At 60.5% G+C, this 24,473-nt stretch carries 20 protein-coding genes; 9 read left to right on the plus strand and 11 right to left on the minus strand.

What is annotated here, in order from left to right; genetic code table 11:
• Positions 1–2: 2 nt before the first annotated feature.
• The 3 genes from DDIC_RS06250 to DDIC_RS06260 are packed head-to-tail and all read right to left on the minus strand — an operon-like array spanning position 3 to position 3,696.
• Entirely contained in the window at positions 3–1,226 is a 1,224-nt protein-coding gene (locus DDIC_RS06250; RefSeq protein WP_136399643.1) for a replication-associated recombination protein A, read from the minus strand.
• The gene (locus DDIC_RS06255; protein ID WP_136399644.1) at positions 1,223–1,981 is read right to left on the minus strand and encodes a 16S rRNA (uracil(1498)-N(3))-methyltransferase; all 759 of its coding nucleotides are present in this window, start codon (positions 1,979–1,981) and stop codon (positions 1,223–1,225) included. The genes DDIC_RS06250 and DDIC_RS06255 overlap by 4 nt, the downstream gene beginning before the upstream one ends.
• Positions 1,978–3,696, minus strand: a complete 1,719-nt coding sequence (locus DDIC_RS06260; protein ID WP_136399645.1) for a hypothetical protein — start codon at positions 3,694–3,696, stop codon at positions 1,978–1,980. Before DDIC_RS06260 ends, DDIC_RS06255 begins: the two co-directional genes overlap by 4 nt.
• A gap of 272 nt (positions 3,697–3,968) precedes the next feature.
• Here DDIC_RS06260 and DDIC_RS06265 point away from each other — a divergent pair, with 272 nt between their 5' ends.
• The 3 genes from DDIC_RS06265 to DDIC_RS06275 all read left to right on the plus strand — a co-directional run bounded on the left by DDIC_RS06265 (position 3,969) and on the right by DDIC_RS06275 (position 7,178).
• A complete protein-coding gene (locus tag DDIC_RS06265) occupies positions 3,969–5,006 on the plus strand; it encodes a GAF domain-containing protein (protein ID WP_136399646.1) in 1,038 nt (345 codons plus the stop codon).
• 2 nt (positions 5,007–5,008) lie between these two features.
• Entirely contained in the window at positions 5,009–6,034 is a 1,026-nt protein-coding gene (locus DDIC_RS06270) for a rod shape-determining protein (protein WP_136399647.1), read from the plus strand.
• A gap of 328 nt (positions 6,035–6,362) precedes the next feature.
• The gene (locus DDIC_RS06275; protein WP_136399648.1) at positions 6,363–7,178 is read left to right on the plus strand and encodes an inositol monophosphatase family protein; all 816 of its coding nucleotides are present in this window, start codon (positions 6,363–6,365) and stop codon (positions 7,176–7,178) included.
• Positions 7,179–7,192: 14 nt separating this feature from the next.
• On the opposite strand, the gene DDIC_RS06280 is transcribed toward DDIC_RS06275, so the two are convergent.
• The gene (locus tag DDIC_RS06280; RefSeq protein ID WP_136399649.1) at positions 7,193–7,708 is read right to left on the minus strand and encodes an NUDIX hydrolase; all 516 of its coding nucleotides are present in this window, start codon (positions 7,706–7,708) and stop codon (positions 7,193–7,195) included.
• Between DDIC_RS06280 and rimI the strand changes: the two genes are divergently transcribed.
• The 4 genes from rimI (at position 7,707) to DDIC_RS06300 (ending at position 10,522) form a co-directional block, all read left to right on the plus strand.
• On the plus strand, positions 7,707–8,165 hold the full coding sequence (gene rimI / locus DDIC_RS06285; protein ID WP_247647578.1) for a ribosomal protein S18-alanine N-acetyltransferase: 459 nt from the start codon (positions 7,707–7,709) through the stop codon (positions 8,163–8,165). The genes DDIC_RS06280 and rimI overlap by 2 nt on opposite strands.
• Before the next feature lie 14 nt (positions 8,166–8,179).
• On the plus strand, positions 8,180–8,944 hold the full coding sequence (gene tpiA / locus DDIC_RS06290; protein WP_136399650.1) for a triose-phosphate isomerase: 765 nt from the start codon (positions 8,180–8,182) through the stop codon (positions 8,942–8,944).
• 51 nt (positions 8,945–8,995) lie between these two features.
• A complete protein-coding gene (gene secG / locus DDIC_RS06295) occupies positions 8,996–9,391 on the plus strand; it encodes a preprotein translocase subunit SecG (protein WP_136399651.1) in 396 nt (131 codons plus the stop codon).
• An 81-nt stretch (positions 9,392–9,472) separates the two neighbouring features.
• The gene (locus DDIC_RS06300) at positions 9,473–10,522 is read left to right on the plus strand and encodes a Smr/MutS family protein (protein WP_136399652.1); all 1,050 of its coding nucleotides are present in this window, start codon (positions 9,473–9,475) and stop codon (positions 10,520–10,522) included.
• Between the two features lie 208 nt (positions 10,523–10,730).
• Here DDIC_RS06300 and DDIC_RS06305 read toward each other — a convergent pair whose 3' ends face one another.
• The 6 genes from DDIC_RS06305 to xerD all read right to left on the minus strand — a co-directional run bounded on the left by DDIC_RS06305 (position 10,731) and on the right by xerD (position 18,917).
• Positions 10,731–11,144: a DnaJ family domain-containing protein gene (locus DDIC_RS06305; RefSeq protein ID WP_136399653.1), complete on the minus strand. Its 414-nt coding sequence runs from the start codon at positions 11,142–11,144 to the stop codon at positions 10,731–10,733.
• Positions 11,137–13,857 carry a DNA mismatch repair protein MutS gene (gene mutS / locus DDIC_RS06310; RefSeq protein WP_136399654.1) on the minus strand — a complete coding sequence of 907 codons (2,721 nt, stop codon included), beginning with the start codon at positions 13,855–13,857 and terminating at the stop codon, positions 11,137–11,139. Before mutS ends, DDIC_RS06305 begins: the two co-directional genes overlap by 8 nt.
• Before the next feature lie 110 nt (positions 13,858–13,967).
• Positions 13,968–14,408, minus strand: a complete 441-nt coding sequence (locus tag DDIC_RS06315; protein WP_136399655.1) for a LapA family protein — start codon at positions 14,406–14,408, stop codon at positions 13,968–13,970.
• Positions 14,409–14,567: 159 nt separating this feature from the next.
• Complete coding sequence (locus DDIC_RS06320) at positions 14,568–15,110, minus strand: HIT family protein (protein WP_136399656.1); 543 nt, start codon at positions 15,108–15,110, stop codon at positions 14,568–14,570.
• Between the two features lie 19 nt (positions 15,111–15,129).
• Positions 15,130–17,991: a CBS domain-containing protein gene (locus DDIC_RS06325; protein ID WP_247647579.1), complete on the minus strand. Its 2,862-nt coding sequence runs from the start codon at positions 17,989–17,991 to the stop codon at positions 15,130–15,132.
• Positions 17,988–18,917 carry a site-specific tyrosine recombinase XerD gene (gene xerD / locus DDIC_RS06330; RefSeq protein ID WP_136399657.1) on the minus strand — a complete coding sequence of 310 codons (930 nt, stop codon included), beginning with the start codon at positions 18,915–18,917 and terminating at the stop codon, positions 17,988–17,990. Before xerD ends, DDIC_RS06325 begins: the two co-directional genes overlap by 4 nt.
• Before the next feature lie 163 nt (positions 18,918–19,080).
• On the opposite strand from xerD, the gene folK reads away from it, so the two are divergent.
• Positions 19,081–19,596, plus strand: a complete 516-nt coding sequence (gene folK, locus DDIC_RS06335; RefSeq protein WP_136399658.1) for a 2-amino-4-hydroxy-6-hydroxymethyldihydropteridine diphosphokinase — start codon at positions 19,081–19,083, stop codon at positions 19,594–19,596.
• A 107-nt stretch (positions 19,597–19,703) separates the two neighbouring features.
• A complete protein-coding gene (locus DDIC_RS06340) occupies positions 19,704–20,000 on the plus strand; it encodes a transcriptional regulator (protein WP_136399659.1) in 297 nt (98 codons plus the stop codon).
• Between the two features lie 130 nt (positions 20,001–20,130).
• Here DDIC_RS06340 and DDIC_RS06345 read toward each other — a convergent pair whose 3' ends face one another.
• Complete coding sequence (locus DDIC_RS06345) at positions 20,131–24,465, minus strand: acyl-CoA dehydratase activase (RefSeq protein ID WP_136399660.1); 4,335 nt, start codon at positions 24,463–24,465, stop codon at positions 20,131–20,133.
• Positions 24,466–24,473 lie beyond the last annotated feature (8 nt).

Consider the following 24,473-nt stretch of genomic DNA (forward strand, 5'->3'; position numbering starts at 1 on the left):
GCCTATTCATCCGTTTTTTTGATTTTGTGCAATTTGCGCCACCACTGGCTGAGCCGGGGTTCTTCGCCGTTTTCGCGCGGCTGATAAAACCTTCTGCCCTCCAGCTCGGGCGGCAGGTATGATTGCTCTATCCATGATTCCGGGTAGTTGTGGGGATATTTGTATTCCTTGCCGTAGCCCCATTCCTTTTGCAGCTGGGTAGAGGGGTTGCGCAGGTGCAGCGGCACAGGCCGCGCTCCGTTGAGCTTAACCTCACGCGCCGCATTAAGGTAGGCGGCGTAGGAGGCATTGCTTTTTTTGGCCATGGCCAGATAGGTAACAGTTTCGGCCAGTGGAATGAAGCCCTCGGGCATGCCCACAAACTCGACGGCCTGCTGGCAGGCTACCGCCAGCCCCAGCGCGTCTGGATCGGCCAGGCCGATATCCTCCGAGGCGGAGAGTATCAACCTGCGGCAGACAAAACGCGGGTCTTCGCCCCCTTCAAGCAGACAGGCAAGATAGTAAAGCGCCGCGTCAACGTCGCTGCCCCGTATGGACTTGATGAGCGCCGAGGCCAGCTCGTAGTGGTTGTCGCCGTCCTTGTCGTGGCGAATGAGCACCTCGGGCAGGGCGGCCTTGATGTGCTCCAGGTCGCGCACGTCTTCGGGCAGGGCCGCAACGTACTCCACAAGGTTCAGCAGGGTGCGGGCGTCGCCGTGCGATACGCCTGCCAGCAGGTCGGCCACGTCGTCGGGCATCTGCATCTGCAGGTCGCCCGCGCCGCGCCGCGCAAGCTCCATAAGCTCGGGGCGGCCCAGGGGGCGCAGCCGGAGCACGTGCAGGCGCGAGAGCAGCTGGCGCGTAACGCTAAAAGACGGGTTTTCCGTAGTGGTGGCCAGCAGGGTCAGGTCGCCCGACTCCACCAGCGGCAAAAAAAAGTCCTGCTGCGCCTTTGAAAAACGGTGCAGCTCGTCCAGAACCAGAATTTCCACGCCGGTAAGCGAGCGGCGCAGGTGCTGCAGCCCAGCCTCGGGCGCGCTCAGGCGCAGATACGGTCTGCCGGTGGATTTTGCCAGCAGCAGGGCAAGGGTGGACTTGCCGCAGCCGGGCGGGCCAAAAAAAAGCAGGCTTGGCAGACGGCCCGACTTCATGATCGACCGCAAGCGGTCGCCAAGGTGGGTCTGCCCAAGAAAAAGGGCCAGATCGTCGGGGCGCATGCGCTCCGGTAGGGGCCTGTTTACGGTCACTGTTTGATCTCCGTGGCGGCGTCGGCCTTGCCCGCAAGTTGCGAGCCCCACCAGTGCAGGCCAAGGCAGAGCGTTGCCGCCGTTTCGCAGCGCAGTACGCGTGCTCCAAGGCTCACTGGGTCAAATGCCGCTTTTTGCAGGGCTGTGAGCTCCCGCTGTGAAAAACCGCCTTCCGGGCCGATCACATAGACGGTAAGGCCGGGTTGCCCTGCCATCTGGGGGGTGAGCATGTGCACGCCGTCCTGCAGCTCCCAGGGCAAAATGCGGTGGTCGGCCTTGCGCGAGGCTTCGATGAGCTGATCAACCCCGCCCGAAAGGGCGCAGACCTCGGGCAACCAGGGGTTGCCGCTCTGCTTGGCGCCGGCGATCATCTGACCGAGGCAGGCTTCTTGCGCAGCAGCGGAGAGCTTGCCCTGACTGTGGTCGCCCTGCCACAGCCAGATGCCGTGCGCGCCAAGCTCGACGGCTTTTTCCATAAAAAACCCGCGCCGTACGGCCTTGCTGTAGGCCAGGGCCACAACGGCCCGTGAATGGGGAGCTGGGGTGCTGGTTTCAGAAACGCGCTCAAGCTCCACATGCTTTTTGCAGACCTTGCGCACCACAAAGATTCCTGACCGGCCCCTGCCGTCCAGCAGCCCTATCTCCGTGCCGGGCGCCGCCCGCAAAACCTGCCCCAGGTGGCGGGCTTCCTGTCCTTCAAGACTAGCTGTATCTCCCCACTGTTCCGGGGCCAGATAAAAAAACGGTCCGCTCATGTGCCTGTGTTTTCCTTGCCGCTGCGCGCCTTGCGCACAGCCTTGAACCCGTCCTGCAATGAAACAAGACGCCTGTAGTTTTTGCGAATTTCCTGCCCGGCCGTGGTAAGCGTGTCTTCCGGCGGCTCGATGTACTTGCGCTGCAGGTAGCTGTCGCGCAGGATTCTTTCCACACAGTCGATGACGGCGTCAACCAGACCGGGAAAAAAACTGACGATTTCAAATTTGAGCTCGTTGAGCAGGTTAAGGGCCTCGCGGAACATCTGCTGATAGGTGATGCGCGCGCCTTTGAAGGTGCGCAGGCACAGGTCTTCGAGGATGCGCACGCGTCGGGCCTGCTGGATGTAGCTGAAGCGCGTGCAGACCTCCTGATAGAGTTCGCGCAGGTTTTCAAAGGCCTCGTCGTTGTCGGGCGAGAACAGGTAGTTGCTCAGCACCTTGCTCACATTGGAAAAAAATTCGTCGCTGTAGCTGATCATGCGGCGCTGGTGCTTGGTCAGCCAGCTGTAGAGAAACTTGAGGCGTTTTTCGTGGGTGCCGGTGTTTTCCACCACCTCTGTGCGCTTGTAGATGATGCGTCCCGTATATTCGCCGCGCACAATGTCGTTGAGGCGCAGAAACATGTTGGACGTATCCTTGATGATGTTAAGCCCTGTGAGCGCCTTGCCCGTAATTGGGTGCAAGACCTCCTGGGCCACCACCGAAAGGGCGCGGTCCTGCCGCACGTTGCTGGGGTCAAACGTGTGCTGGCGGTACTTGATGCGCAAAATAACCACCCGGCGCGGCTTGTCCAGAAAAAAGCCGTCGCGGTCAATGATGCTCAGCACTTCGTCCTGATCGGCATCCACCGCCACAAGCGCCACCTTTTCCAGCAGGGGGTAGCGCGTGTTTTCACCATTGGCCATGTAGGTGGTGAGGGTTCTGTCGGTCTGGCCGAGCACCCGCAGCAAAAAGCGCTCGCCCATCTTGTGCAGCTTGCGGGCAAAGAGCGCGCTTGAGGTGCGCCGCTCGGAAACAATGGGGAAGCCGTAAAGCTCCATGAGGTACTGGTACACAAACATGCGGTTGCGTTCGTAAATATCGCTGTCGCCGTAGACAAACTTGCCTATGCGAATGCCAAAACGCTTGAGCTCGCTGTCGATGTCGGAGGGAAAGGAGGCAAAAATGCCAGACAGGTGAAACTGTCTGTCCGCGCCCCAGGCCAGCACATGGGCCCTGTCCATGCTGAGCAGGTAGGGCATGAGGGCGGGGTAGGTCTCAAGCAGCACGGTGTCTATGGAGCGAAACTGCTGGCGAAAAATGTCCTGGTGCACGCGCGGCAGCCGCGAGGCCAGGGTTTGCAGGTTTTGCACCATGACCTGGTTTTCAAGCGGGCAGCAGGCCCCGTCGCCTTCAGTTATAACGGGGTGCAGGCGGTCAAACTGAAAAATTTCCGAAAAATAATCAAGCTGACGGGCAAAGGCCACCATGGCAAAGCCGGGCAGCTCCTTGTATTCAAACATGTCGTTGTCAAAAGAGGGCAGCAGCTCGCGCGCCTCGACAAGCGGATAGTTTTTGTTTTCCTGATACGGTTTGACCAGGCACAGGCGGATATGCACCGCGTCAAGCAGGCGTTTGAGGTCGTTAAGCTCGCTCAGGGCGATGGAAGAGGACAACTGCGTAGCTTCCTGCCAGGGCAGGCCGTCCTTGCTGAATACCTCTTGCCATTTGATCATCAGTTCATTCCTTACTGTAATTTGTTATTTAGTACCCGCTTTTCAGATTTTTTTCCAGTAGGAATGCGGCAGGTATCCGCAAAATCGGCGGCAGCAGCGGCAGTAGCGGGTTTAGCGCCTGCGGCGGCCCGTCCGTCCGGGTGATATGGGCCGGGTTATGAGCCGAAGACGCTGCAAAAGAAGTTGCGGCGGCGCAGGCCCTTTGCTACAAGAAATGCGTTACCCAAGAGCCGTCGCGCAGGTGGCGGCCTCACCATCAACCCCATGTGCCCATGACCGCCAACTCTGTTGAAAAGCATATTTTGAGCATCGTTTGCAGCGTGTTTGACGCCTATTCCGTGGTTCTTTTTTTGCCGGATGAAGAAGGCGAGGCGCACCACCTCTCCTCTGCGTTCAGCCTTGGCGAAAAAATCGCGTCCAATGCTTCGGTGCTGCCCGGCAAGGGGCTAGTCGGCTGGATTATCCGCAACCGGCAGCCTCTGCTGGTGCCCAATTTTGACCAGCGCCAGAGCAACCTTGGTTATTACAGCAGCGGCGAAGAGGCCAATATCAAGGCCTTTATGGGCTGCCCTGTGCCCACGGGCGGCGCGCTGTGCGTGGACAGCAAGCGGCAGTATTCCTTTTCGGACAAAGACCACAAAATTTTGCAGATGTTTGCCGAGCTTATCTCGCGCCAGCAGGGTTCGGCCGGTCGGCAGGAGCTTGCGGGGGATATACCGCGTTATTTTGCCGAGCTGTCCGTCATTCAGGACCTGCGCTTTCGCTACAAGCGCTGGCCGCAGTTTTTGCAAAACTATCTGCGCATCATGGTCGAGGCCACGGGCTTTGACTACTGCGCTTTTGCCTCGGTGGACGAGCCGGGCGAGACCTATTGCGTGGAGAGCGAATCGGCCCGCCTGTTGCTGACAGGCGAGGATCCGCTTATCCTGCCCATGGGCAGCGGCATTACGGGTTGGGTGTTTCGCAACGACCAGCCGGTGATCGCCGAGGGTATCGAAGGCGCGCCCGCAGCCGTGCTGTTTGGCAAGCTGCCCGACATGCCCGACTTTCAGGCGGCCATCTGCATGCCGGTTATGGTCAACAAAAGCACGCGCGGCGTGCTGTGCCTTGCCCACACCACCCCCCGGCAGATAGACGAATCGCTGCGCAGTTTTGTGCGGCAGTCTGTGGATCATCTGGCTTTGTTTTTGGAAAATCTGTATCTTAAAATGCGGCTTAGGACCATGTTGCCCAGAGCGCGGGTACACAGCGACGGTCCTCAGGCTTACGATCCCGACACCGCGCCCATGCCGCCAACAAAAGAATACTAAGTATGCTGCTACGGCGTCTTTTCAGATTTTTGTCCAAAGACATTGCCATGGATCTTGGCACTGCCAACACCCTGCTCTACACGCGGGCGCATGGCATTGTGATCAACGAGCCGTCTGTGGTTGCCATTGACACGCACAAAAATTCTGTTCTCGCCGTAGGAGCTGCGGCCAAGGATTACCTTGGTCGCACGCCCCAGCGCATCAGGGCGGTGCGCCCCATGAAGGACGGCGTCATCGCCGACTTCGATATCACCCGCGAAATGATCGCCTACTTTGTGCGCAAGGCCATTACGGGCATGCGTCTGGTCAAGCCCTCCATGGTCATCTGCATCCCCACCGGCATTACGCAGGTGGAAAAACGCGCCGTCATCGACTCTGCCATCATGGCTGGCGCGGCGGACGTGGCAATGGTCGAGGAGCCAATGGCGGCGGCCATAGGGGCCGATTTGCCCATTCACGAGCCGCTGGGCAACCTCGTGCTCGATATTGGCGGCGGTACAAGCGAGGTGGCCGTTATCACCTTGGCGGGCATTGCCAACGCGCAGTCTGTGCGTGTGGCTGGCGACGCCATGAACATGGCCGTGCAGCGCTATATGCGCGATGTTTTTCGGATGGAAGTTGGCGACAATACAGCGGAAAACGTCAAAAAAATTCTTGGTTCGGCCATGCCCATGCCCAACGCCCCGGTGCTTGAGGTCTCAGGCAAGGACTTGGTGCGGGGCGCGCCCCGCGTGGTAAAAGTTACCGAGGGTCACGTGCGCGAGGCCCTGCGGGAGCCTGTGCTGGCCATACTGGGCGCCGTGATGCGCGCGCTGGAAAAAACACCGCCCGAGCTAGCGGCCGATATTTACCGCAACGGCATGCTCATGGCGGGCGGCGGCTCGCTGCTCAAGGGGCTTGACCAGTTTATCGCCCAGGAGACGCGCCTTAAGGTTTTTGTGGACAAGGATCCCCTTACGACCGTGCTGCGGGGTACGGCGAGGGCCATGCTTGACCGCCAGCTGTACCACTCTGTTTTTATCAACTAGCGACTGCTGCTGTGGTGTTGCCTGGCCGTCTGGCTGCGGCGACAGCCTTCTTTTACGCCGGTTGCACGCCAGCAATGGCCGCTGACCGGGGGCTTTCTTCTTCAATACGCCTGTCTGCCTTGCCGCAACACACCAGTAGCCTGGGCGCATTTTATCTTTGAAAATATGTCCTCAAAGCTGTTTCGGCGCTCGCTTTTGCTCATGTGCAAAGGGTCGGGCGACACAGACCGCTTTCGGGCATCTCATTATTATCAGCAATTGCAGCGGGGCAACCAGCCCTGCGGCATCACTGCGTTACGGCATGTCCGTGAGGCATGAAGGAAGACCCATGTTTTCATCTCAAAAAGTTTTGCAAGAGTGCATGGAAATTGTGCTGCAAAGCGGCAACATTGTGCGCGAGCACTGGGCGAGACCCAGCAACGTGATGCACAAGGGGCGCATTGATCTGGTTACGCAGACCGATCTGGCAGTCGAGGCGTTTTTGAAAGAAAAACTGGCCGGGCTTGTGCCGGGCGCAGCCTTTATGGCTGAGGAAAGCAGCCAGAGCGAGCGCGAGCCGGATGGTCTGTGCTGGATTATTGACCCTGTGGACGGCACAACCAATTTTGTTCACCGCATCCCGCAGGTAGCGACCTCTGTGGCCTTGTGGCACAATGGCCGCGCCGAGCTTGGCGTGGTCAACATCCCCATGATGCACGAGTGCTTCAGCGCGCGGCGGGGGCAGGGGGCTTTTGTCAACGACGTGCCGCTGGCCGTGAGCAAGGCCCAAACCCTTGGGGACTCGCTGGTAGCTACGGGCTTTCCGTACGATTTTACGGGGCGTCTCGACAGGGTTCTTGCGCGGCTTGCCCTTGTGCTGCCCAAGAGCCAGGGCCTGCGCCGCATGGGCGCGGCGGCAGTGGATCTGGCCTATGTGGCCTGCGGCAGGGTGGACATGTTTTATGAGGAAGGCCTGAAACCCTGGGATTTTGCCGCCGGGATGCTGCTGGTTGAAGAGGCCGGGGGCAAGGTTACCAATATGCGCGGCGATCCCCTGCATTTTGGCGATGTGCTGCTGGCCTCCAACGGCCTGGTGCATGAAGAATCCGTTGCCCTGCTTGGCCCCACTGACGTGACATCTGGCGCGACATCTGGCGCGGCGTAGCGGGTGCATGGCGCTCAGCGCGGGCGTACCAGACCGGCCTGAACCGCCACGCGCAAAAAGGGCGACAGCAGCTCGCCAAAATGGATGCCAATGCCGCGCAGCTCATCGTAGTCCACCAGCATGTGACGATCCGGGTCGCGAACGGCTGCGGCTGCCAGCAACGCAGGCACGCGCCCCTCATATAGCGCCACAAATGCGTTGGAGCTCTCCGGCCCCGGCGGGCAGACCCCCAGCGGCAAGACCCTGCCATCGTGCCCCCAGTCGTCGTTTAAGAGCTGCAGGGCCCGGAGTTCAGTCGATTGCCCGGCTGGCAGCCGCCCAAAGGACGACATGCCCCAGCCGAGCCCTGGCCTGTGGGTAAGCAGGGCGCGCCCTTGCCGGTCGCGCACAAGCAGGCCCACGGCCCTGTGGTGCAGGGCCTGGCGCAGAACGTCTTCGCTGCGCATGACGCACAGAGGCACGTTGTTTTTGTCCACAACCTCCAGCAGATCTGGAGTGGCGCTTGATGAAGGATAGAGGCTGATTTCCATGAGAGCTTCCACAGAGCAGGGCGAACGTCTTCAGATGCTTGGGCCGCAGCACGCCGCCGCCATGTACGAAATTGAGCGCCAGTGTTTTCCCTTGCCCTGGTCCCAGGAGCAGTGCGCTGCGGCGTTTGGGCAAAAGGCCTTTGCCGCGCTTGGGCTGTTCAGGCATGAAGCGCTGATTGGCTATATATCTGTTTACCATACGCTGGATGAACTGGAAATACTCAATCTGGCGGTGTTGCCGCAAGAGCGGCGGCGCGGTTACGGAAGGCGCATACTGGGCCTGGTCTTGCGCCTTGCCCGTAAAATGGCTATTAATAAAATCTTGCTTGAAGTGCGGGTGGGCAACAAGCCAGCCATTTGTCTGTATGAAAGCTGCGGCTTCAAGCGTGAGGGAGTGCGCAAAAAGTATTATACCGATACTGGTGAAGACGCGCTTATCTATCTTTGTTCCATCTGATCGCTGAGGAATCCATGCAAAAGATATTTGCCGCCAACTGGAAGATGTATAAAACCCGCTCTCAGGCAAGCCAGAGCGCTCAAGAACTGGCCAAGGGCCTTGGTCAGATGCCTGCGGGGCAGGAGGTTGTAGTTTTTGCTCCCTTTACGGCCATCAGTTGCGCGGCCGACGCCTTTAAGGGCCATGCGGGCCTTACTGTTGGCGGACAAAACTGCTATCCGGCGGAAGAAGGCGCCTTTACCGGCGAAACTTCGCCCGCCATGCTGCGCGATGCCGGCGCGGCCTGGGTGCTGACCGGGCACTCGGAGCGGCGGCACATCATGGGCGAAGATGACGCCCTTGTGGCGCGCAAAACCATTTTTGCCCTTGAACACGGCCTTAACGTGCTGCTGTGCATCGGCGAAACCCTTGAACAACGTGAAGCAGGCAAGCTCAACGCCGTGCTTGAACGGCAGCTTGCTGCAGTTTTTGCGGCCATGCCTGCCAGCCTTGGCGGCGCTGCCCTTGTGGGCAAGCTGGCCGTAGGGTATGAACCCGTGTGGGCCATCGGCACTGGCAAGGTTGCCGGACCGAAGGAAGTGCTGGACGCCCACGCCGTAACGCGGGCCCTGCTGGGCAAACTGGTGGGTGAAACCGCGTCCCGGCTGCCTATTCTTTATGGCGGCAGCGTCAAGCCGAACAATGCCGCCGGGCTTATGGCCCTTGACAATGTGGACGGCCTTCTGGTAGGTGGAGCGTCTTTAGAAGCACAAAGCTTCTTACAAATTATCGGGGCCTAACCCCACTTCGGGCGCGCCATCGGGCAGTGGCCGGACGGCGAGGAGGAATTCGTGCAGACTCTCATTCTTACGCTGCATATTATTGTGTGCGTGTTGCTGGTGATTCTTGTGCTGCTTCAGGCAGGCAAGGAAGGCATGGGCGTAATTTTTGGCGGCGGCAACAGCTCTGTGTTCGGCAGTGGCGGCGCAGGCGGCATACTTGCCAAGCTGACCGCGCTGATGGCTGTGATTTTTATCATCACCTCCATCAGCTACACCCTTGTGACCAGCTCGCGCCCCGCTAATCAGTCTACAATTCTTGACGTCAAGATTGAAGAACCTGCCGCTCCCCGGCCCGCAGCCCCGGCCATAAAGCCCGGCGCTGAAGCAGCACCCGCACCTGCGGCGGCCCCAGCGGCTCCGGCAGCCCCTGCCGGGCAAACCGCCCCGGCTCCTGCGGCCCAATAACCGCAGCATACGTTTACTGTCAAAGCCGCGGCATGTGCTGCGGCTTTTTTTTATTAGCGCAACCCATGGGTGGAGCCTGTCATGTCTGATGCTGATGCCTTTGGCGCAAATCCCTTTCGCACGCTCAATGCCAAGCAGTTTCCGGAAAAGCAGAAACCGGGCGACAGGCATCCCAAACCTGCCCACCAGGGGCGCGGCAAGCGTGTTGTTGCCGGGGCGGCCAACGTCCAGCACGCGGAGCTTTCGGATGAAGACTGCGACCTGTTTTTGAACGCCGTCAGCAGTGTGACCCCTGCAAAAAATTCAACAAAATCCTCACAGGGCGGGGCGCAGGGCTTTTCGCTTGATGAGCGCGGCGCATTGACCAGCATGGCCGACGCTCTGGCAGACGAGCGCGGCAAGGGCAAGGCAAAAAAAACCGCCGGGCGTGCCAATTCTGCCCAGGCTATGCCCAAGAACATGCCGCAGGCCAAGGGGCAGCCCAAGGCGCAGGGCAAACAGACTCAGCCGGCAGATGCCATGTCTGGGGATTTTGCCGCTGCCGCCCAGCAGGAGACTGACGACGAGGCCGCCGCCTTTTTGACAGCCATGGGCACGGTAAGCCCCCTCTCCGGTAAAGGGCGCGACGTGGCCCCGGCCCCGGAAGCTGGCACGCCTCCCCCTCAGGGCGAGATGAGCCTGCAGGACTTTATGGACGGCAAGCTTGAGTTTGCCCTGACGTTTTCGGACGAATATCTTGAGGGGCATGTCGTCGGGCTTGACCAGATGATTCTTAACAAACTGCGGTCCGGGGGCCTCAGCCCGGAGGCGCACCTTGACCTGCACGGCCTCAATGCGCTGCAGGCTTTTGAGGCTCTGCGGGGCTTTTTCAAGGGCAGCTGGTACAAGGGGTTGCGCACGGTGCTGGTAGTGCCTGGGCGTGGCCGCAATTCGCCGGACGGCGTGGGTATTCTGCGCGAAAAGCTGCAAAGTTGGCTGACGCAGGATCCCTTCAAGCGGGTTGTGCTGGCCTTTTGCACTGCGCAGCCGCATGACGGCGGCCCCGGCAGCGTATACGTGCTGCTGCGCAAATACCGCAAAAAAGGCCGTATTTACTGGGAAAGGATGCCTGCGGATTCTGACCTGTACTAGAGCGGGTCAGCCTCGGGATGTCTGGCAGGGGGCACTTGGCAAGGGGAACCTTTCTGGAGCGCCGCACAATATATTCCCTTACGCTGTGGGGCGTCTCAGCAACAAAACAGGGGTGAGCCGCCTTGCCAGCGCGAGGTCATGAAGTCAAAAATGGCCGGGATTTCCCGGCCATTCTACGCGATATGGGGCGGACGAGCTGGGCTCGCGGTCAGCCAGCCTTGCCCGGTTTGCCTGACATGGCAGTGAGCCTGTCCAGAAGACGGTCATAATACGGGTCGTCCTGCTCGATGTGCAGGGGCCGCTGAAAGCGTATTTTGGCCTGCGTAACCATAAAGCGCACTCTTTGCATTTGCCGCAAGCGTTCCTGCTCGTCCTCGCAGTGCTCCAGCAGGTCGACAAGCCTGTTAATCTCTTTGCGTTCCTCAAGCTCCGGCGGCAGGCAGCCCGCATTGCGCAGTATTTTATAAGCCATGCGCATGTCTTCCGGCACATGGCTCAGGTCTTCAATCTCCAGAGGTTTGCCAGCGCCGGGCAGATTGTCAAAGGCCCCTTGCGACAGGGCCTCCTCGATGCGGCGTTCCGCCACAAGCTGGATGACAGACCAGGGATTGGCGTTACTCATGGCTGTTTTCGTCCCGTTGTGAGGTGGCCGTTGCCTCGTTTGCGGCATCGGGGTCGTCGCCCCACAGTTTTTTCCATTCCACAAGCTGCCGCAGGGCATCCATGGGGCTGAGCTCGTCAGGGTTAAGCTCACGCAGCAGCAGCACAAGGGGATGCTCCGTGCGGGGCGGGGCGGCGGCAATCTCCGGCAGGTCCGGTTCCTTTTTTGCGGGTTCCGGCAGGTTCAGACCGGGTAGGGCAACCGCCGACACCACGGTTTTACGGGCGTTTTCGCGGCCACGCTCCAGCCCCTGCAGTATGGCTCTGGCACGCTGCACCACCGGACCGGGCACGCCCGCAAGGCGGGCCACCTCCACGCCGTAACTGCGGTCTGAGGGGCCGGGAACCAACTTGTGCAAAAAGAGAATGTCGTTGTTGTACTCGCGTATGGCGATGTTCATGGTAAATACGCCCGCGATGCGGCCTTCCAGCGCGGTAAGCTCGTGGTAGTGGGTGGCAAACAGCGTGCGCAGTTCGCCGCCAGCCCGTTTTGCCAGGTCTTCCACCACGGCCCAGGCCAGCGCCACGCCGTCGTAGGTGCTTGTGCCGCGGCCAATTTCGTCAAGAATGACAAGGCTTCTGCGGGTAGCCTGACGCAAAATGCGGGCCGTTTCCATCATCTCCACCATAAATGTGCTCTGGCCCTGGGCGAGGTTGTCTGACGCGCCCACGCGCGAAAACAGACGGTCTACCAGCCCGAGGCGGGCTGCGGTGGCCGGAACCATGGACCCCATCTGCGCCAGCAGGCAGATGATGGCCACCTGACGCAGTACGGTTGATTTGCCCGCCATGTTGGGGCCGGTGAGCAGACACAGACGACGCCCGGCATCCAGCCTGAAATCGTTGGGAACAAAGTTGGCCCGGCCAAGCATGGCCTCGACCACAGGATGCCTCCCCTCGCGGATGTCGAGGTCGGCCTCCTGGTCCAGCTCGGGCCTGCACCAGTTGTTGTTGCGGCCAACCTGCGCGAGGCTCTGCCAGTAATCAAGCTGGGCCACCATATCCGCCGCGTGGATGATACGTTCACGCTGGCTGGCCATATGGTTGCGCAGCTCCTGAAATAGCGAATATTCAAGGCTTTTGCGCTTGTCGGAGGCGGAGAGCAGCTCCTCCTCAAGCTCCTTAAGCTCGACGGTGGTGAAGCGCTCGGCGTTGGCAAGGCTTTGCCTGCGGATAAAATGGAAGGGCGCTGGGCCGCTGTGGGCGGCGCGGGTAAGCTCGTAATAGTAGCCAAATACGCGGTTGAAGCCCAGTTTGAGTTTGCTGATGCCTGTCTTGGCCTGCTCGTCGGCCAGCATGTTTTGCAGTTTTTGCTCGCCGTGCTCCGCCAGATCAAGCAGACGGTCAAGCTCGGCATTGTAGCCGTTTTTAAACAGCCCTCCCTCGGTGATGACGGCGGGCGGGCTGTCCACAAGGGCGCTTTGCAATAGGGCCGCGCTGTCTTCCATGCTGTCCCACGACTTGACCACGTCGGCGACGCTTTTGGGCATGCTGGCAGCGGCATTTGCCGTGCACAGGGCGGCATGAACGTCCGGCAGGGCAGCCAGACTGTTGCGCAGGGCGATAAAGTCGCGGGGCGCGCCCTGGTTCAGGCTGATGCGGGTAGAGAGGCGCTCGAGGTCATAGACGTTTTTAAGCGCCTCGCGCAGGGCGTCGCGGCGGGCGTCGTCCGCATAAAAAAACGCCACCGCGTCCTGAATGCGCGTGATTGGGCCAAGCTCGCGCCAGGGGTGACGCAGCATGTCTTCAAGCAGCCTGCCGCCCATGGGCGTCATGGTGTCGTCCAGGGCATGGCGCAGGGTTCCCTTGCCTTTGCGTCCATTAAGGCGGGCAAATATCTCGAGGTTGCGCTCTGTCACGTCGTCGATGATCAGTCGGCGGCCAAGATCAAGCGGGGCAAAAGGCATGAGGTGGTCGGGGTTGCGCATCTGGGTTTGCCCCAGATAGGCAAGCAGCGCCCCGCAGGCGCGCGTGAGTTCCGGCTTGCCCTCAAGCCCCAGTGCTCCGGCCTCGCGCACTCCTTGAGCCGTCACAACGCGCTCTGTGGCGCGTTTAAGCTCAAACTGGCCCGCAGGCATGCGTACAAGGCGTATGCCCTCCAGGATGCAGCGTGGGGGCGGTTCTGTGCCTTCAGGTACGAGAAGCTCGCGGGGAGCCAGCTTTTGGGCCCATTGCCACAGCTCGGCCTCGCGTTTGAACTCCACCCCGGACCACTGGCCGGTGGAAATGTCCGCCCAGGCGAGCCCGCCGGCGCCGCCTGCCGCAGCGAGGCAAAGCGCGGCCAGATAATTGTGGCTTTTGCTGGCCAGGTTGGCGTCTTCCAGTACCGTACCCGGCGTGATAACGCGGGTAACGGCGCGTTTGACCAGCCCCTTGGCCGCCTTGGGGTCTTCTGTCTGGTCGCAGATGGCCACGTGATAACCCTTGTCGATGAGCTGGGCCACGTAGCCCTCGACCGCGTGCCACGGCACGCCGCACATGGGGATGGGGTTTTCCGCATCCCTGCTGCGGCTTGTAAGCGCGATCTGAAGTTCGCGGGCCGCTACCTTGGCGTCTTCAAGAAACAGTTCATAAAAATCACCCATGCGATACAGCAGCAAGGCATCAGGGTGCTCGGCCTTGATGCGCATGTACTGCTCAAACATGGGGGTCAGTTTTGCGGGGGCTTCAGACATAGTGATTCGTGGGGTGACGGTGAAGGCGGCGCGCAAACGCTGCCATAAAAAAATCGTGGCGCTGCCCAGACGTTAAGCCGAACAGCGCCACAAAGCGGTTTGCAATAAGTCTACTGCTGCTTGTTGTCCGGGTCGGGCGCCAGGGTATCTTCGGCAGCGGCAGCGGTTGTGGCGGTGGCCGCAACCGCAGGCGGGGTCTCAGGTTTGCCGTTTTTGCTCAAAAACTGCGCGCGTGCAGTGTCTGCGCCAAGCTTTTTCTTGGTCTTTTCGAGCTCGCGCTCTAGGCTGCCGATCTGCCATTTTTGCTTCATCAGGCGGGCAGTCAGGTTGACCTTATCCCACACCAAAAAGCCCAGCGTCATCAGCGCGCCACAGGCGAAGGCCGCGATGACGAGAAAATAGAAGGGCAAAGCAATGGAGGACATGGCGGGAATAAAGAACAGATTGAGCGTGAGAACCATGCTCTGGGAAAGAGCGCCCTGGTTCTGAAAAAAGAACACGAGCGCAATAAAAAAGACGACCGCGAGCAACAATACCTTGATATACCGCATAGACATACTCCTCAGGCTAAATAAAGCTATCTCAAAAAAACTTCACGGGCTCTTTGAGAATGCCGCATCGCCCAAGAGGGCACAGCATCGCGCTCTCCAGCCGGTCTTTGTCGCCACCAGCGAAAAAGACAATCCCCGCCATAGGGTCATTGCGGCACGCTACGTGCCGCTACCTTCCTGCCCCGGCGTGGAAGCGGCGCGGCCTTGCTTGCCGACAGCCGCGCCATTCGTGAAATACGGTTTCAGGGCCGCGTAGGTGCGGCTTAGGTGTTCGGGCATGGTGCGCACTTCATCAAATACTGCCATAAATGACGAGTCGCCCGTCCAGCGCGGAACCAGGTGAAAGTGCAGATGCTCGCGTATACCCGCGCCAGCAGCCTGCCCCTGGTTGAGCCCTATGTTGATGCCTTCACAGTTAAAGTGTTGCTTTAAGATTACAGTACAAAGTTGAAGAAGATCCATGATTTCATGGGTTTCCTCCGGCTTCAGGTCTGCAAGCAGCATCACATGCCTGTAGGGACAAACCATGATGTGCCCGTTATTGTACGGGAACTTGTTCATGATGACAAAGGCGTTCTGGCCCCTGTGCAAAACCAGTCTCTGTTCATCGTCTGCCGTATGATCGGGCAGGCAGAATACGCATGAATCCGGTTTTGGGCCAAGAATGTACTCAATGCGCCATGGAGCCCAAAGTTGTTTCATAGTTGTTTTTATACACCTCTTATAAACGCTGGGCAAGTGAAGAATTCCTAGTGGCTTGTTCTTCTTTTTCTGTGTCGGAATTTTCGTCAGCCTGGCGCGCCAGAGTGCGCGCAAGCTCTAGCTGTTGCTCGGTGGTGGCGGCCAGCCCGTCGAGCTTGGCGGTCAGCACGGCCTCAAGTATGCGTCCAAAGGCCGGGCCGGGCTGCAGCCCCATGGCGAGCAGGTCTTCGCCGCCCACGTCGGCCTTTTGTCTGCGCCACAGGGTGATGTAGCGCGAAATGTTTTTTTGCAGCGCCGCATTGGTGGTGTCGGCCATGAGACAGAGCAGAAATTCCAGCGACAGGGGCCGCAGCAGGGCGCACAGGGCGCTTATTTTTGCCCTGCCGGTCTCGTGGTCTTTTTGCCACGATTCCAGCTTGCCGCGTACAGCCCGCATGTGCTCGCGCTGCCTGAAAACATCTGCCCGTTGCGGTTCCGGCAGGCCCATGCGCTGATAGTGGTTGGCCGTATCGGCATAGCTAAGGTTGTAGTTGAGGGCCAGAAAGTAGGCCAGCCACGGCTGCGCGGCCTGCTCGAAATACAGCAGCCTGTACCATGTGAGCGTTTCCTGCAGACGCAGCAAAAGCGACTTTTTTGTGGGGTTGAGCGCCAGCAGGGGCGATATGGCCTCAAACACGCCCAGCTGGTCGAGCCGGGTTATGCAGGCCGTGGGGTCGTTCTCGTCGCAGATGTGCTGAAATTCGTGGAACAGCCTTGCGCCCGAGAGCTTGTCCATAAGTTTGAGCTTGAGCGCATTTTTTATGAGCTTTTCCGTGCCTGCCCCGATGTGGAAGTTGTAGCGCTGTTCAAAGCGCACGGCCCGCAGGCAGCGGGTGGGGTCTTCCACAAAGCTCAGGGTGTGCAGAACCCGTATGACGCGTTCCTTCACGTCGCGCTGGCCGCCAAAAAAATCCACCATCTGGCCAAACGGCTCGCAGTCAAGGCGCACAGCCAGCGCGTTGATGGAAAAATCGCGGCGGAACAGGTCCATCTTGATGGACGAAAGCTCAACTGTGGGCAGGGCCGCCGGGTATTCGTAATATTCCAGCCGGGCCGTGGCTACGTCTATGCGCGCCTGCTCGCCGTTTTCGTCCTTGTAGATGACCACGGAGGTGAGGAACTTCTGATGCTCGCGCACGCGGCCGTTGAGTTCCCTTGCCAGCGCCCGGGCCAGGGCGATGCCGTTGCCCTCGACCACAAGATCGATGTCCTGATTGGGGCGCTGCAGCAAAAGATCGCGAACAAAACCGCCAACCGTGTACACCGGCAGCCCGAGCTCCCTGCCAAGCCTGCCCGCAAGATGCAGCAGCTCCCGGCTGGCGCGGGGCAGCCTGTCGTTGATGAGCTTGCCGAGGTTGCGCTCTTTGCTGCCGGTGGTTCGCGGTTCGGGCATATGCCCCGGCTCTTGCGCAAAGACGTTGATAAGGTCGGTGCGCGTCACCACGCCCACGACCTTGCTGCTGTCCACAATGGGCACGAGCCGCTGACGGCCCCCCACGATGGTGGTGGTAAGGTCCTTGAGCGTCGCGTCGGGCGGCAGGGTGATGATGCGGCGCGTCATGTAGTCTTCGACCGTGTACGCGCCCAGCCCGTGCGCGCTGGCCCGCGAGGCCGTCAGGGCGTCAAGCAGGCCGACGCACACGCGGGTTCCCGGTTCAAATACCGGCACGGCCTTGAGGCCGAAATGCAGCATGAGCTCGTCGGCATCGTGAATACTGGCTGCAGACTCTACCCCCACGGCTGGGGACGACATATACTCGCGCGCTGTTTTGTCGGGGTAGGCCTGGGCATAAAGGTGCCGCAGGATGACGTCGCGCACTTCGTGCACCGTCATGCTGCGCACCGAGGCCGAGGCCGCGTAAGCGTGCCCGCCGCCGCCGAGGGCCGCGCATATGTCGCCCACGTTGATGGCCTCGTCGCGGCTGCGGGCCACCACCTGAATACGGTCGTCCATGAGGCCGATGGCAAAGAGCACAGAGAACTTTTCCATCTCCATGAGCCGGTGGGCCAGATAGGCGAAATCGCCTAGGTAGTGCTCCATGGCCGCTTCCGAAATCGCCACCTGCACATTGTTGATGCTGTACGTCTGGGTGGATTCGAGCAGGCTGTTGAGCGCCTGGATGTGCAGGCTCGTCAGCTCGTGGGCCGCCAGCGCATCGACGCGGTTCAGATCCATGCCCTGGCCGAGCAGCCATGCGGCCGACTGAAAGTCCGCCTGCGTGGTGGAAGAATAGGTGAATGAGCCGGTGTCGCTGTAAATGCCAAGCCCAAGCAGGGTGGCGTCGTCGGCTGTCAGGCTGAGACCCCGGTCGGCGATGGCCTGCACAATCAGGCTGGTGACCGAGCCGATGTGCGCCAGATGCGTGTGCGGGGTGGTGATGTCGTCAGCGGTGTCCGGGTGGTGGTCCCACAGCTCGACGGCTACGTCCGGGCGGTCGAGCAGCTGCGATACGTGGCTTATGCGCCCGCGCTGGCGGGTATCGACCACCACCAGACGGTTGATTGTCTGCCAGGGGATCGCTGCGGTTTCCGTAATGCCCAAGGCTTTGCAATCCAGCCCGGCAACAAGTTTTTGCAGCCCGCGCTCCTGCGTGCCGGGAAACAGCAGCACGTGCGGCTCGTACAAAAAGCGGGCCGCCAGCATGGCCGCAAAGGCGTCAAAATCGGCATTGGCGTGGCAGGTGATGAGGGTGACGCCCTGAGGGCCGCTCCCGTCCGGTCTGGCTGCGTCCTGTGCGCAGGCAGGCGCACCCGGCTGATCGGGCATGGTGCGCCCGGCATAAGCCGGGCTGACAGACGCAGCCGATGCCGTCTCGGGCAAGGTATCCGGCGCTGGAATCACAGGCGGCTCCGGGGATGGAATTGGTGGTGTATGCCCCGCAGGCGCTCGGCCTGCACATGGGTATAAATTTCTGTAGCGCTGATGTCGGCATGCCCCAGAAGCATCTGCACTGCGCGCAGATCAGCGCCGCCTTCAAGCAGATGCGTGGCGAACGAATGCCTGAAGGTATGCGGCGAAATGGCCCGGCGAATGCCCGCCTCAAGCGCGTATTTTTTTACCATCTTCCATATGTACTGTCGCGTGAGGCCGCGCCCCGACCTGTTGGCAAACAGCTGGTTGCCTGTGGGCGTAAAATCGGGCCTGCAGTGGGCGAGATACTCGGCCAGCATCTGTTGCATGAGGTCGTGCAGCGGTACAAGCCGTTCTTTTGAGCCCTTGCCAAAAACACGTACGAGGCCGCGTTGCAGGTCAAGGTCGGGAACGCACAGGGAGCACAGCTCGGACACGCGCAGCCCTGCGGCGTACAACAGCTCAAGCATGCAGCGGTCGCGTTTGCCGCACTTGTCGCGCAGGTCGGGCTGGGACAGCAGCGAGTCCATTTCATCCTTGGTCAGCACTTCGGGCAGGTGTTGGGGCAGCTTGGGGTTTTCCAGCAGTTCAGCCGGATTTTTCTTCAGCCTGCCTTCGTCAACGGCAAAGGCAAAAAAAGCCCTCAGCGCCGAGAGCCTGCGTGCAAGGGTACGACCCGTATTTTGCCGCGCCCGCAGCCATGCGAGATACAAAAAAATTTCCTGCTCATCCGGGTCGGCCAGCGTTTCGGGGCTTGCCCCTCCTGCAAGCTCCTGCCGGTAAAGAAAAAAGCTTTCCAGATCCTGACCGTAGGCCTCGACGGTATTGGGCGACAGCCCTCGCTGCGCCAGTAAAAAATCCTGCCACAGGGGCAAAAGGGTTGCCAGTGCAACGGCTTTGGTGCGTGGTTGTGCCATGCCGCCATGCTAGCCGCCTTGGCAGGGCGGGGCAAGTCTTTTGCCATGGAAGCGGCCAATATGTATTGCAATCGGCCAAGGCTCATTTGTGGGCTTTATACTTTGCGGCAAAATAGATATACTCATGAGATAGGAAATAGAGACGCGGACGCAAGGATTGGTAATGGCCGAACAACCAGCGATACGGGCTTATGTGAGCCTTGGGTCAAACTGCGATGCAGCGGCGGAAATGCTTGCTAAGGCCCTGGCAGAGCTTGCCTGCCTGCCTGATATACGCGTGGGGGCAACCTCGCCCGTCTACCGCACCGCACCTCAGGGATATGCCGATCAGCCCTGGTTTCTTAATCAGGTGGTTGAACTTTTTGTCGGCCCAGGCTGGCGGCCCTGCAGCCTGGTTGATGCGCTGCTTGGCCTGGAGGCCCGGCTTGGCCGGGTGCGCAGCGCAGACCCCGCGTTGCGCTACGGCCCGCGCGTGATAGATGCTGATCTGCTGGTATTTGGGCAGGAGCACAGTGACGACCCGCACTGCCTTGTGCCGCACCCTCGTTTGACGGGCAGGGCATTTGCCCTGCGCCCGCTGCTGGATGTGGCTCCACAGCTCGTTGTTGGCGGTTTGCCTGTCAGCAGCTGGCTGAAGCGGATTGATTACCGCGTGGAAGGGGACAGAATTTTTCAGTGACGCGTGTTGCCCTCTATGATATTGTCTTTCACGGTTTTTACAGATGCCTGAAAGGGCTGCAACCCAGCCGCATGCGACCCGTGCCACGGGATTAAGGAGCATTACAGATGGTAAAGTGGCTTATTCTGATTTTGGCGGGCTACGCCCTATATCGCCTTTTTGCCAATGATTTGAACAAGAAAAAGAAGGAAAACAAGCAGGAAAGCACTGCGGAAATGGAGCGCAAGGTTGCTGCTGGCGAAATGGTCAAGGACCCGGAATGCGGCGCATACGTGGCTGTTGACAGTTCTATCTCCGTGCGCGATGGCGAGAATGTCTACCGTTTTTGCAGCTACGAATGCCGGGACAAATTTTTGCAGCGTCTTGAAGAAGGCGGTCGCGAACTGCCCCCGCGCGAAGAATAGCTTTTTGTTTAAGGAGCAGCCGCTCTGTTCACTTGTGCTTCAGGCATGTTGACTGGGCATGATGTGCAAGATTTGTGCGGCCAATCAAAACCCCCTGCGGACAGGCGGTTTTGATTGGCCGTTTTTTTTGTTACTGCCAGTGTCCCAGGCCTGCCGCCGCATCTCCGGCATACGTATGGCGGGCGTGGCGGGCGGCTTCTTCCCTTTCCTTTTCCTTTTCTCTGGCGATGGCCATAAACAGGCGTATGCGGTTGAGCTGGTTGGCTTCGCTGCTGCCGGGGTCATAATCAAGCGCCATGATGTTGGCCTCTGACCGCTGACGGCGCACGGACTTGAAGGCTCCGCGCCCCACCACATGGTTTGGCAGGCAGCCAAAGGGCTGCAGGCAGAGTATGTTGCTGGTTCCGTGTTCGAGAAACTCCAGCATTTCCGCTGGCAGCAGCCAGCCCTCGCCAGCGCTGTTGCCCAGCGACATGACGCTTTGTCCCAGCCGGGCCAGGTCGTCTATGTGCGCCACCGGCATGACGTGGGCGCTCAGGGGCGAGGTGTTGAGCGCGCCGCGCATATAGCGCCGCATGCCCTCTATGCGGCGCATGACAATGCTGTTGCCAAGGGCCGCCCAGGCGCTGCCGCCCTGAAAGCGCCAGTCGTACACCGCATCGCGCAGGCAGTAGAGCATAAAGTTGGCAAAGTCGGGCAGCAGCGGCTCGCCGCCCTCCTGTCTGATCTGCTCAACAATATGGTTGTTGGCGTCCGCGTGGTAGGTAAGCAGAATTTCGCCAACTACCGCAACGCGGGGCCTTGGGGTCAGGTCTGTGCGTATGGTGGCAAAGTCGTACACAAGGCGCGGCAGCATCTGCCGCAGGGCGGATTCGTCCCCCTTGCGGATAGCCGGGGTAAGCAGCTGCAGCCAGTGCTGCAGGCGGTCTTCTGTCTGGCCTTTGCGGCACTCGTACGTGCCTGTGAACAGCGAGAGCCTTTGCAGCATGTCTCCCGCCAGCATGCCGAGCAGCATGCGCCAGAGCATTGCCCGGTTTGGCCGCAACCCCGGCTGGCTGTCAGCGCCCGAAGCATTGAGCGTCAGCACTGGGATGGGGTCGTAACCGTATTCCTGCAGGGCTTTGCGCAGCAGTGCGGGATAATTGCTCGCCCGGCAGGGACCGCAGGTTTGCGAAAGCAGCAGGGCGGTACGGCGCGGGTCAAGCCCGTCATTGCGCAGGGCAAGCAGCAGCTGCCCGATGGCCACAATGGCAGGGTAGCAGGCATCGTTGTTGACGTAGGCCTGCCCAAGACTCACAGCCTCGGCGCTGACGGTAGGCAACAGCCGCACGGTATGGTCGCTGCCCGCAATGGCCGCTGTCATAAGCGGAAAGTGCAGAGGAGCCATCTGCGGCACCAAAATGGTGTGCGTGCCCGCATCGCGTTTGCTGAACACCGGCGCGGCCAGCGAATGCGCCTCCTTGGCGCTGCGGCTCCTGTCGGCGTGGCTTACCGCCAAAAGAGACCTGATGCGGATGCGCGCAGAGGCCAGCGCGTTGCCCTCGTCCATCTTGATGAGCGTGTACAGTTTGCCGTGAGCCCGCATAAGCTCGCGCATCTGGTCGGCCGTGATGGCGTCAATGCCGCAGCCAAACGAGGTGAGCTGCACAAGTTCCACGCGCGCCTGACCGTGATCGGCTTCGCAGGCCCACAGACCGGCCCGGTACAGCCGTGCCGCGTATGTCCACTGGTTGCGCGCCCGTAGCGCAAAGCTCATGCGGTGCGTCACCCAGTTGCGGGGCAGGGCGTCCTCGCTGACAACCGCAGCCCCAAGTGAGGCGATAAAATCGGGCAAACCGTGGTGCACCTGGGGGTCGGCATGGTAGGGACGACCCGCAAGCACCACCATGACGCCCTTGTTGCGCAGGGTTTCCGCATAGATATGCTCGGCCTCGGCGCGCAGCTCGCGCTGGTAATGGGCCTGCTCGTGGCGGGCTGCCCGCACAGCGGAGCGAACCTCGCCCCTCGGCAGGTTAAATTCGCGGCAAAGGTTGCTCACGAGCGATGCCGTGTGCGTCAGGTTGACAAAGGGCGCGTGCAGGACGGCCCCGGCATCCTTGATTTCCGGCAGGTTCTCGCGGATCACCTGCGGGTAGCCGCAGGCAACCGGGCAGGAAAACGAATCGCACATCTCGGCAAATTCCTGCGCCTCGCGTGGAATGCAGGGAAAGAATATGCTTTTGATGCCGCTTTCAAGCAGGGCCAGCACATGGCCGTGCGCCAGTTTGGCAGGGTAGCATACGCTTTGCGAGGGGACGGAGGACAGCCCTGCGGCAAACAACGCGCGGCTGGTGGGCGGCGACACCTCGACCCTGAACCCCAGCGAGGTAAACAGGGTAAACCAGAAGGGATAGTGGGCGTAGACGTTCAGCACCCTGGGGATGCCCAGCCTGCCGCGCGGGGCGGATTCGAGAGGCAGCGGCTCATAGCGGAAGAGCCGCTGGTTTTTCCAGGTAACGAGGTTGGCGGCGGTAACGCTTGCGCCGCGTCTGGCCTCGCTGAACCTGTCGCACCTGTTGCCCGCAATGTGCCGCGAGCCGTGCGAAAAGCGGGTTTCGGTCAGCAGGCAGTTGTTGCCGCAGTCGCGGCAGCGAAAGCTGCGCGTGCGCATGGCCAGCCCCCTGATGAGGGAGGCGGTGATGCCCGAGCGGGTGCCCGTGCACTCTGACCTTTCCATGGCTTCAAGCGCTGCGCCGTACGCTCCCATCAGGCCGGAGGCCGCCGGGCGGTGCACATGCCGCCCAAGGGTGCGCTCCATGGCGCAGAGCAGGGCGTCATTAAGAAAAGCCCCGCCCTGTACAACCACATGTTCGCCCAGTTCCTGAGGATTTTTGATGCGCAGCACCTTGTCCAGAGCGTTGCGCACCACAGAATAGCAAAGGCCGGCGGCAATATCGGCAATTGGCAGGCCGTCTTTTTGCGCCTGTGTCACGCGCGAATTCATAAATACGGTGCAGCGCGAGCCCAGATCGGCAGGATGCGCCGCAAAAAGCGAAATATTTACAAACTCCCGCATGCTCAGGCCAAGGCCCCGGGCAAAACTTTCAAGAAAAGCCCCGCACCCGGCAGAGCAGGCCTCGTTGAGGCTCACGTCGCTGATCACGCCGTTGTCAATCTTGAGGCACTTCATGTCCTGGCCGCCGATGTCTATGACATAGCTGACCTCTGGCACGAGCTGTGTGGCGGCTTTGAAATGGGCCAGGGTTTCCACCATTACGTTGTCCACCCCAAGGGCTGACTCAGCCAGATGCGCGCCGTAGCCGGTGGCTCCGGAGGCAGAAAGCCACGCCCCGTCCGGAATGCGGTCAAGCATGTCCGCCAGAGGCGGCAGCAGGGTCTGCAGCGGGTTGCCGCCGTTGGACGCGTAGCAGAAATCAAGGATGCGCCGCTCCCCGTCCACCAGCACGGCCTTGACCGTTGTGGAGCCGAGATCAAGACCGAGAAACAACGCTCCGCGCGCCTCCTGGATATTGGCCGAGGGCATGGCGTTGGCTGTCTCGTGCCGCTGGCGGAAGTGGGCGTATTCCCTGCTGTCGGCAAACATGCCGGGCAAAACTTTGTCTGTAGATACCTTGGGAGAGTGCGACAGGCTGCCCGCCAGCCGGGCGAGGTCGGCAAGGTTTTGCGGTTGCGCCGTGTCATCGGCGGATATGGCGCAACGGGCCGCGCCAATGGCGGCCGTGCACTGCGCATGCGGCAGATACGCGATGTACTGGGGGGGCAGGTCGAGATTTTTGATAAAAAGGTTTTTAAGCTCTGACAAAAAGTGCAGCGGCCCGCCCAAGAAGGCCACTTTGCCGGTAATGGGCCTGCCGCAGGCAAGCCCGCCGATGGTTTGTTCAACAACTGCCTGAAAAATGGATGCGGCTATGTCCTCGCGCGAAACGCCGCCGTTGAGCAGCGGAACGATATCAGTCTTGGCAAAAACCCCGCAACGCGAGGCAATGGGGTAAAGCGTGGTGTGGCGGGAGGCCAGCTCGTTGAGGCCTCCTGCATCCGTATTCAGGAGGCGGGCCATCTGGTCGATAAACGCCCCGGTGCCGCCCGCGCACGATTCGTTCATGCGCAGCTCCACATCCTGCCCCAGGTAGAGCAGCTTGGCGTCTTCGCCGCCCAGTTCCACCGCAACGGACGTGTCGGGGGCGCTGAAAGAAATGGCGCGGGCCGTGGCGAGCAGCTCCTGCACAAAAAGGATGGAAAGCTGTTTGCTGAGATCAAGAGCTCCCGAGCCGGTCATGGCGCAGCGCACGGTGGCGGAGGGGTAGAGCTGTGAAATCTCTGCAAGCAGGCTTGCCAGCGTGGCGCGAACCGCAGTGCCGTGCCGGCAGTAGCGTGTTTCGGCAATTGCGCCGTCCGCTTGCAGCAAAGCCAGTTTGACTGTGGTGGAACCTATGTCTAAGCCTAAATAAAATAGTGGTGGAGACACGTACAAGT

It is taken from the genome of Desulfovibrio desulfuricans (genome assembly GCF_004801255.1).
Taxonomy (GTDB): Bacteria; Desulfobacterota; Desulfovibrionia; order Desulfovibrionales; family Desulfovibrionaceae; genus Desulfovibrio; species Desulfovibrio desulfuricans_C.

Bases quoted from the DNA above. Each gene is read 5' to 3' on its own strand.
- DDIC_RS06255 (WP_136399644.1), bottom strand. From the start codon at position 1,981: ATGAGCGGACCGTTTTTTTATCTGGCCCCGGAACAGTGGGGAGATACA.
- DDIC_RS06260 (WP_136399645.1), bottom strand. From the start codon at position 3,696: ATGATCAAATGGCAAGAGGTATTCAGCAAGGACGGCCTGCCCTGGCAG.
- DDIC_RS06265 (WP_136399646.1), top strand. From the start codon at position 3,969: ATGACCGCCAACTCTGTTGAAAAGCATATTTTGAGCATCGTTTGCAGC.
- DDIC_RS06270 (WP_136399647.1), top strand. From the start codon at position 5,009: ATGCTGCTACGGCGTCTTTTCAGATTTTTGTCCAAAGACATTGCCATG.
- DDIC_RS06275 (WP_136399648.1), top strand. From the start codon at position 6,363: ATGTTTTCATCTCAAAAAGTTTTGCAAGAGTGCATGGAAATTGTGCTG.
- rimI (WP_247647578.1), top strand. From the start codon at position 7,707: ATGAGAGCTTCCACAGAGCAGGGCGAACGTCTTCAGATGCTTGGGCCG.
- DDIC_RS06280 (WP_136399649.1), bottom strand. From the start codon at position 7,708: ATGGAAATCAGCCTCTATCCTTCATCAAGCGCCACTCCAGATCTGCTG.
- tpiA (WP_136399650.1), top strand. From the start codon at position 8,180: ATGCAAAAGATATTTGCCGCCAACTGGAAGATGTATAAAACCCGCTCT.
- DDIC_RS06300 (WP_136399652.1), top strand. From the start codon at position 9,473: ATGTCTGATGCTGATGCCTTTGGCGCAAATCCCTTTCGCACGCTCAAT.
- DDIC_RS06305 (WP_136399653.1), bottom strand. From the start codon at position 11,144: ATGAGTAACGCCAATCCCTGGTCTGTCATCCAGCTTGTGGCGGAACGC.
- mutS (WP_136399654.1), bottom strand. From the start codon at position 13,857: ATGTCTGAAGCCCCCGCAAAACTGACCCCCATGTTTGAGCAGTACATG.
- DDIC_RS06315 (WP_136399655.1), bottom strand. From the start codon at position 14,408: ATGCGGTATATCAAGGTATTGTTGCTCGCGGTCGTCTTTTTTATTGCG.
- DDIC_RS06320 (WP_136399656.1), bottom strand. From the start codon at position 15,110: ATGAAACAACTTTGGGCTCCATGGCGCATTGAGTACATTCTTGGCCCA.
- xerD (WP_136399657.1), bottom strand. From the start codon at position 18,917: ATGGCACAACCACGCACCAAAGCCGTTGCACTGGCAACCCTTTTGCCC.
- folK (WP_136399658.1), top strand. From the start codon at position 19,081: ATGGCCGAACAACCAGCGATACGGGCTTATGTGAGCCTTGGGTCAAAC.
- DDIC_RS06340 (WP_136399659.1), top strand. From the start codon at position 19,704: ATGGTAAAGTGGCTTATTCTGATTTTGGCGGGCTACGCCCTATATCGC.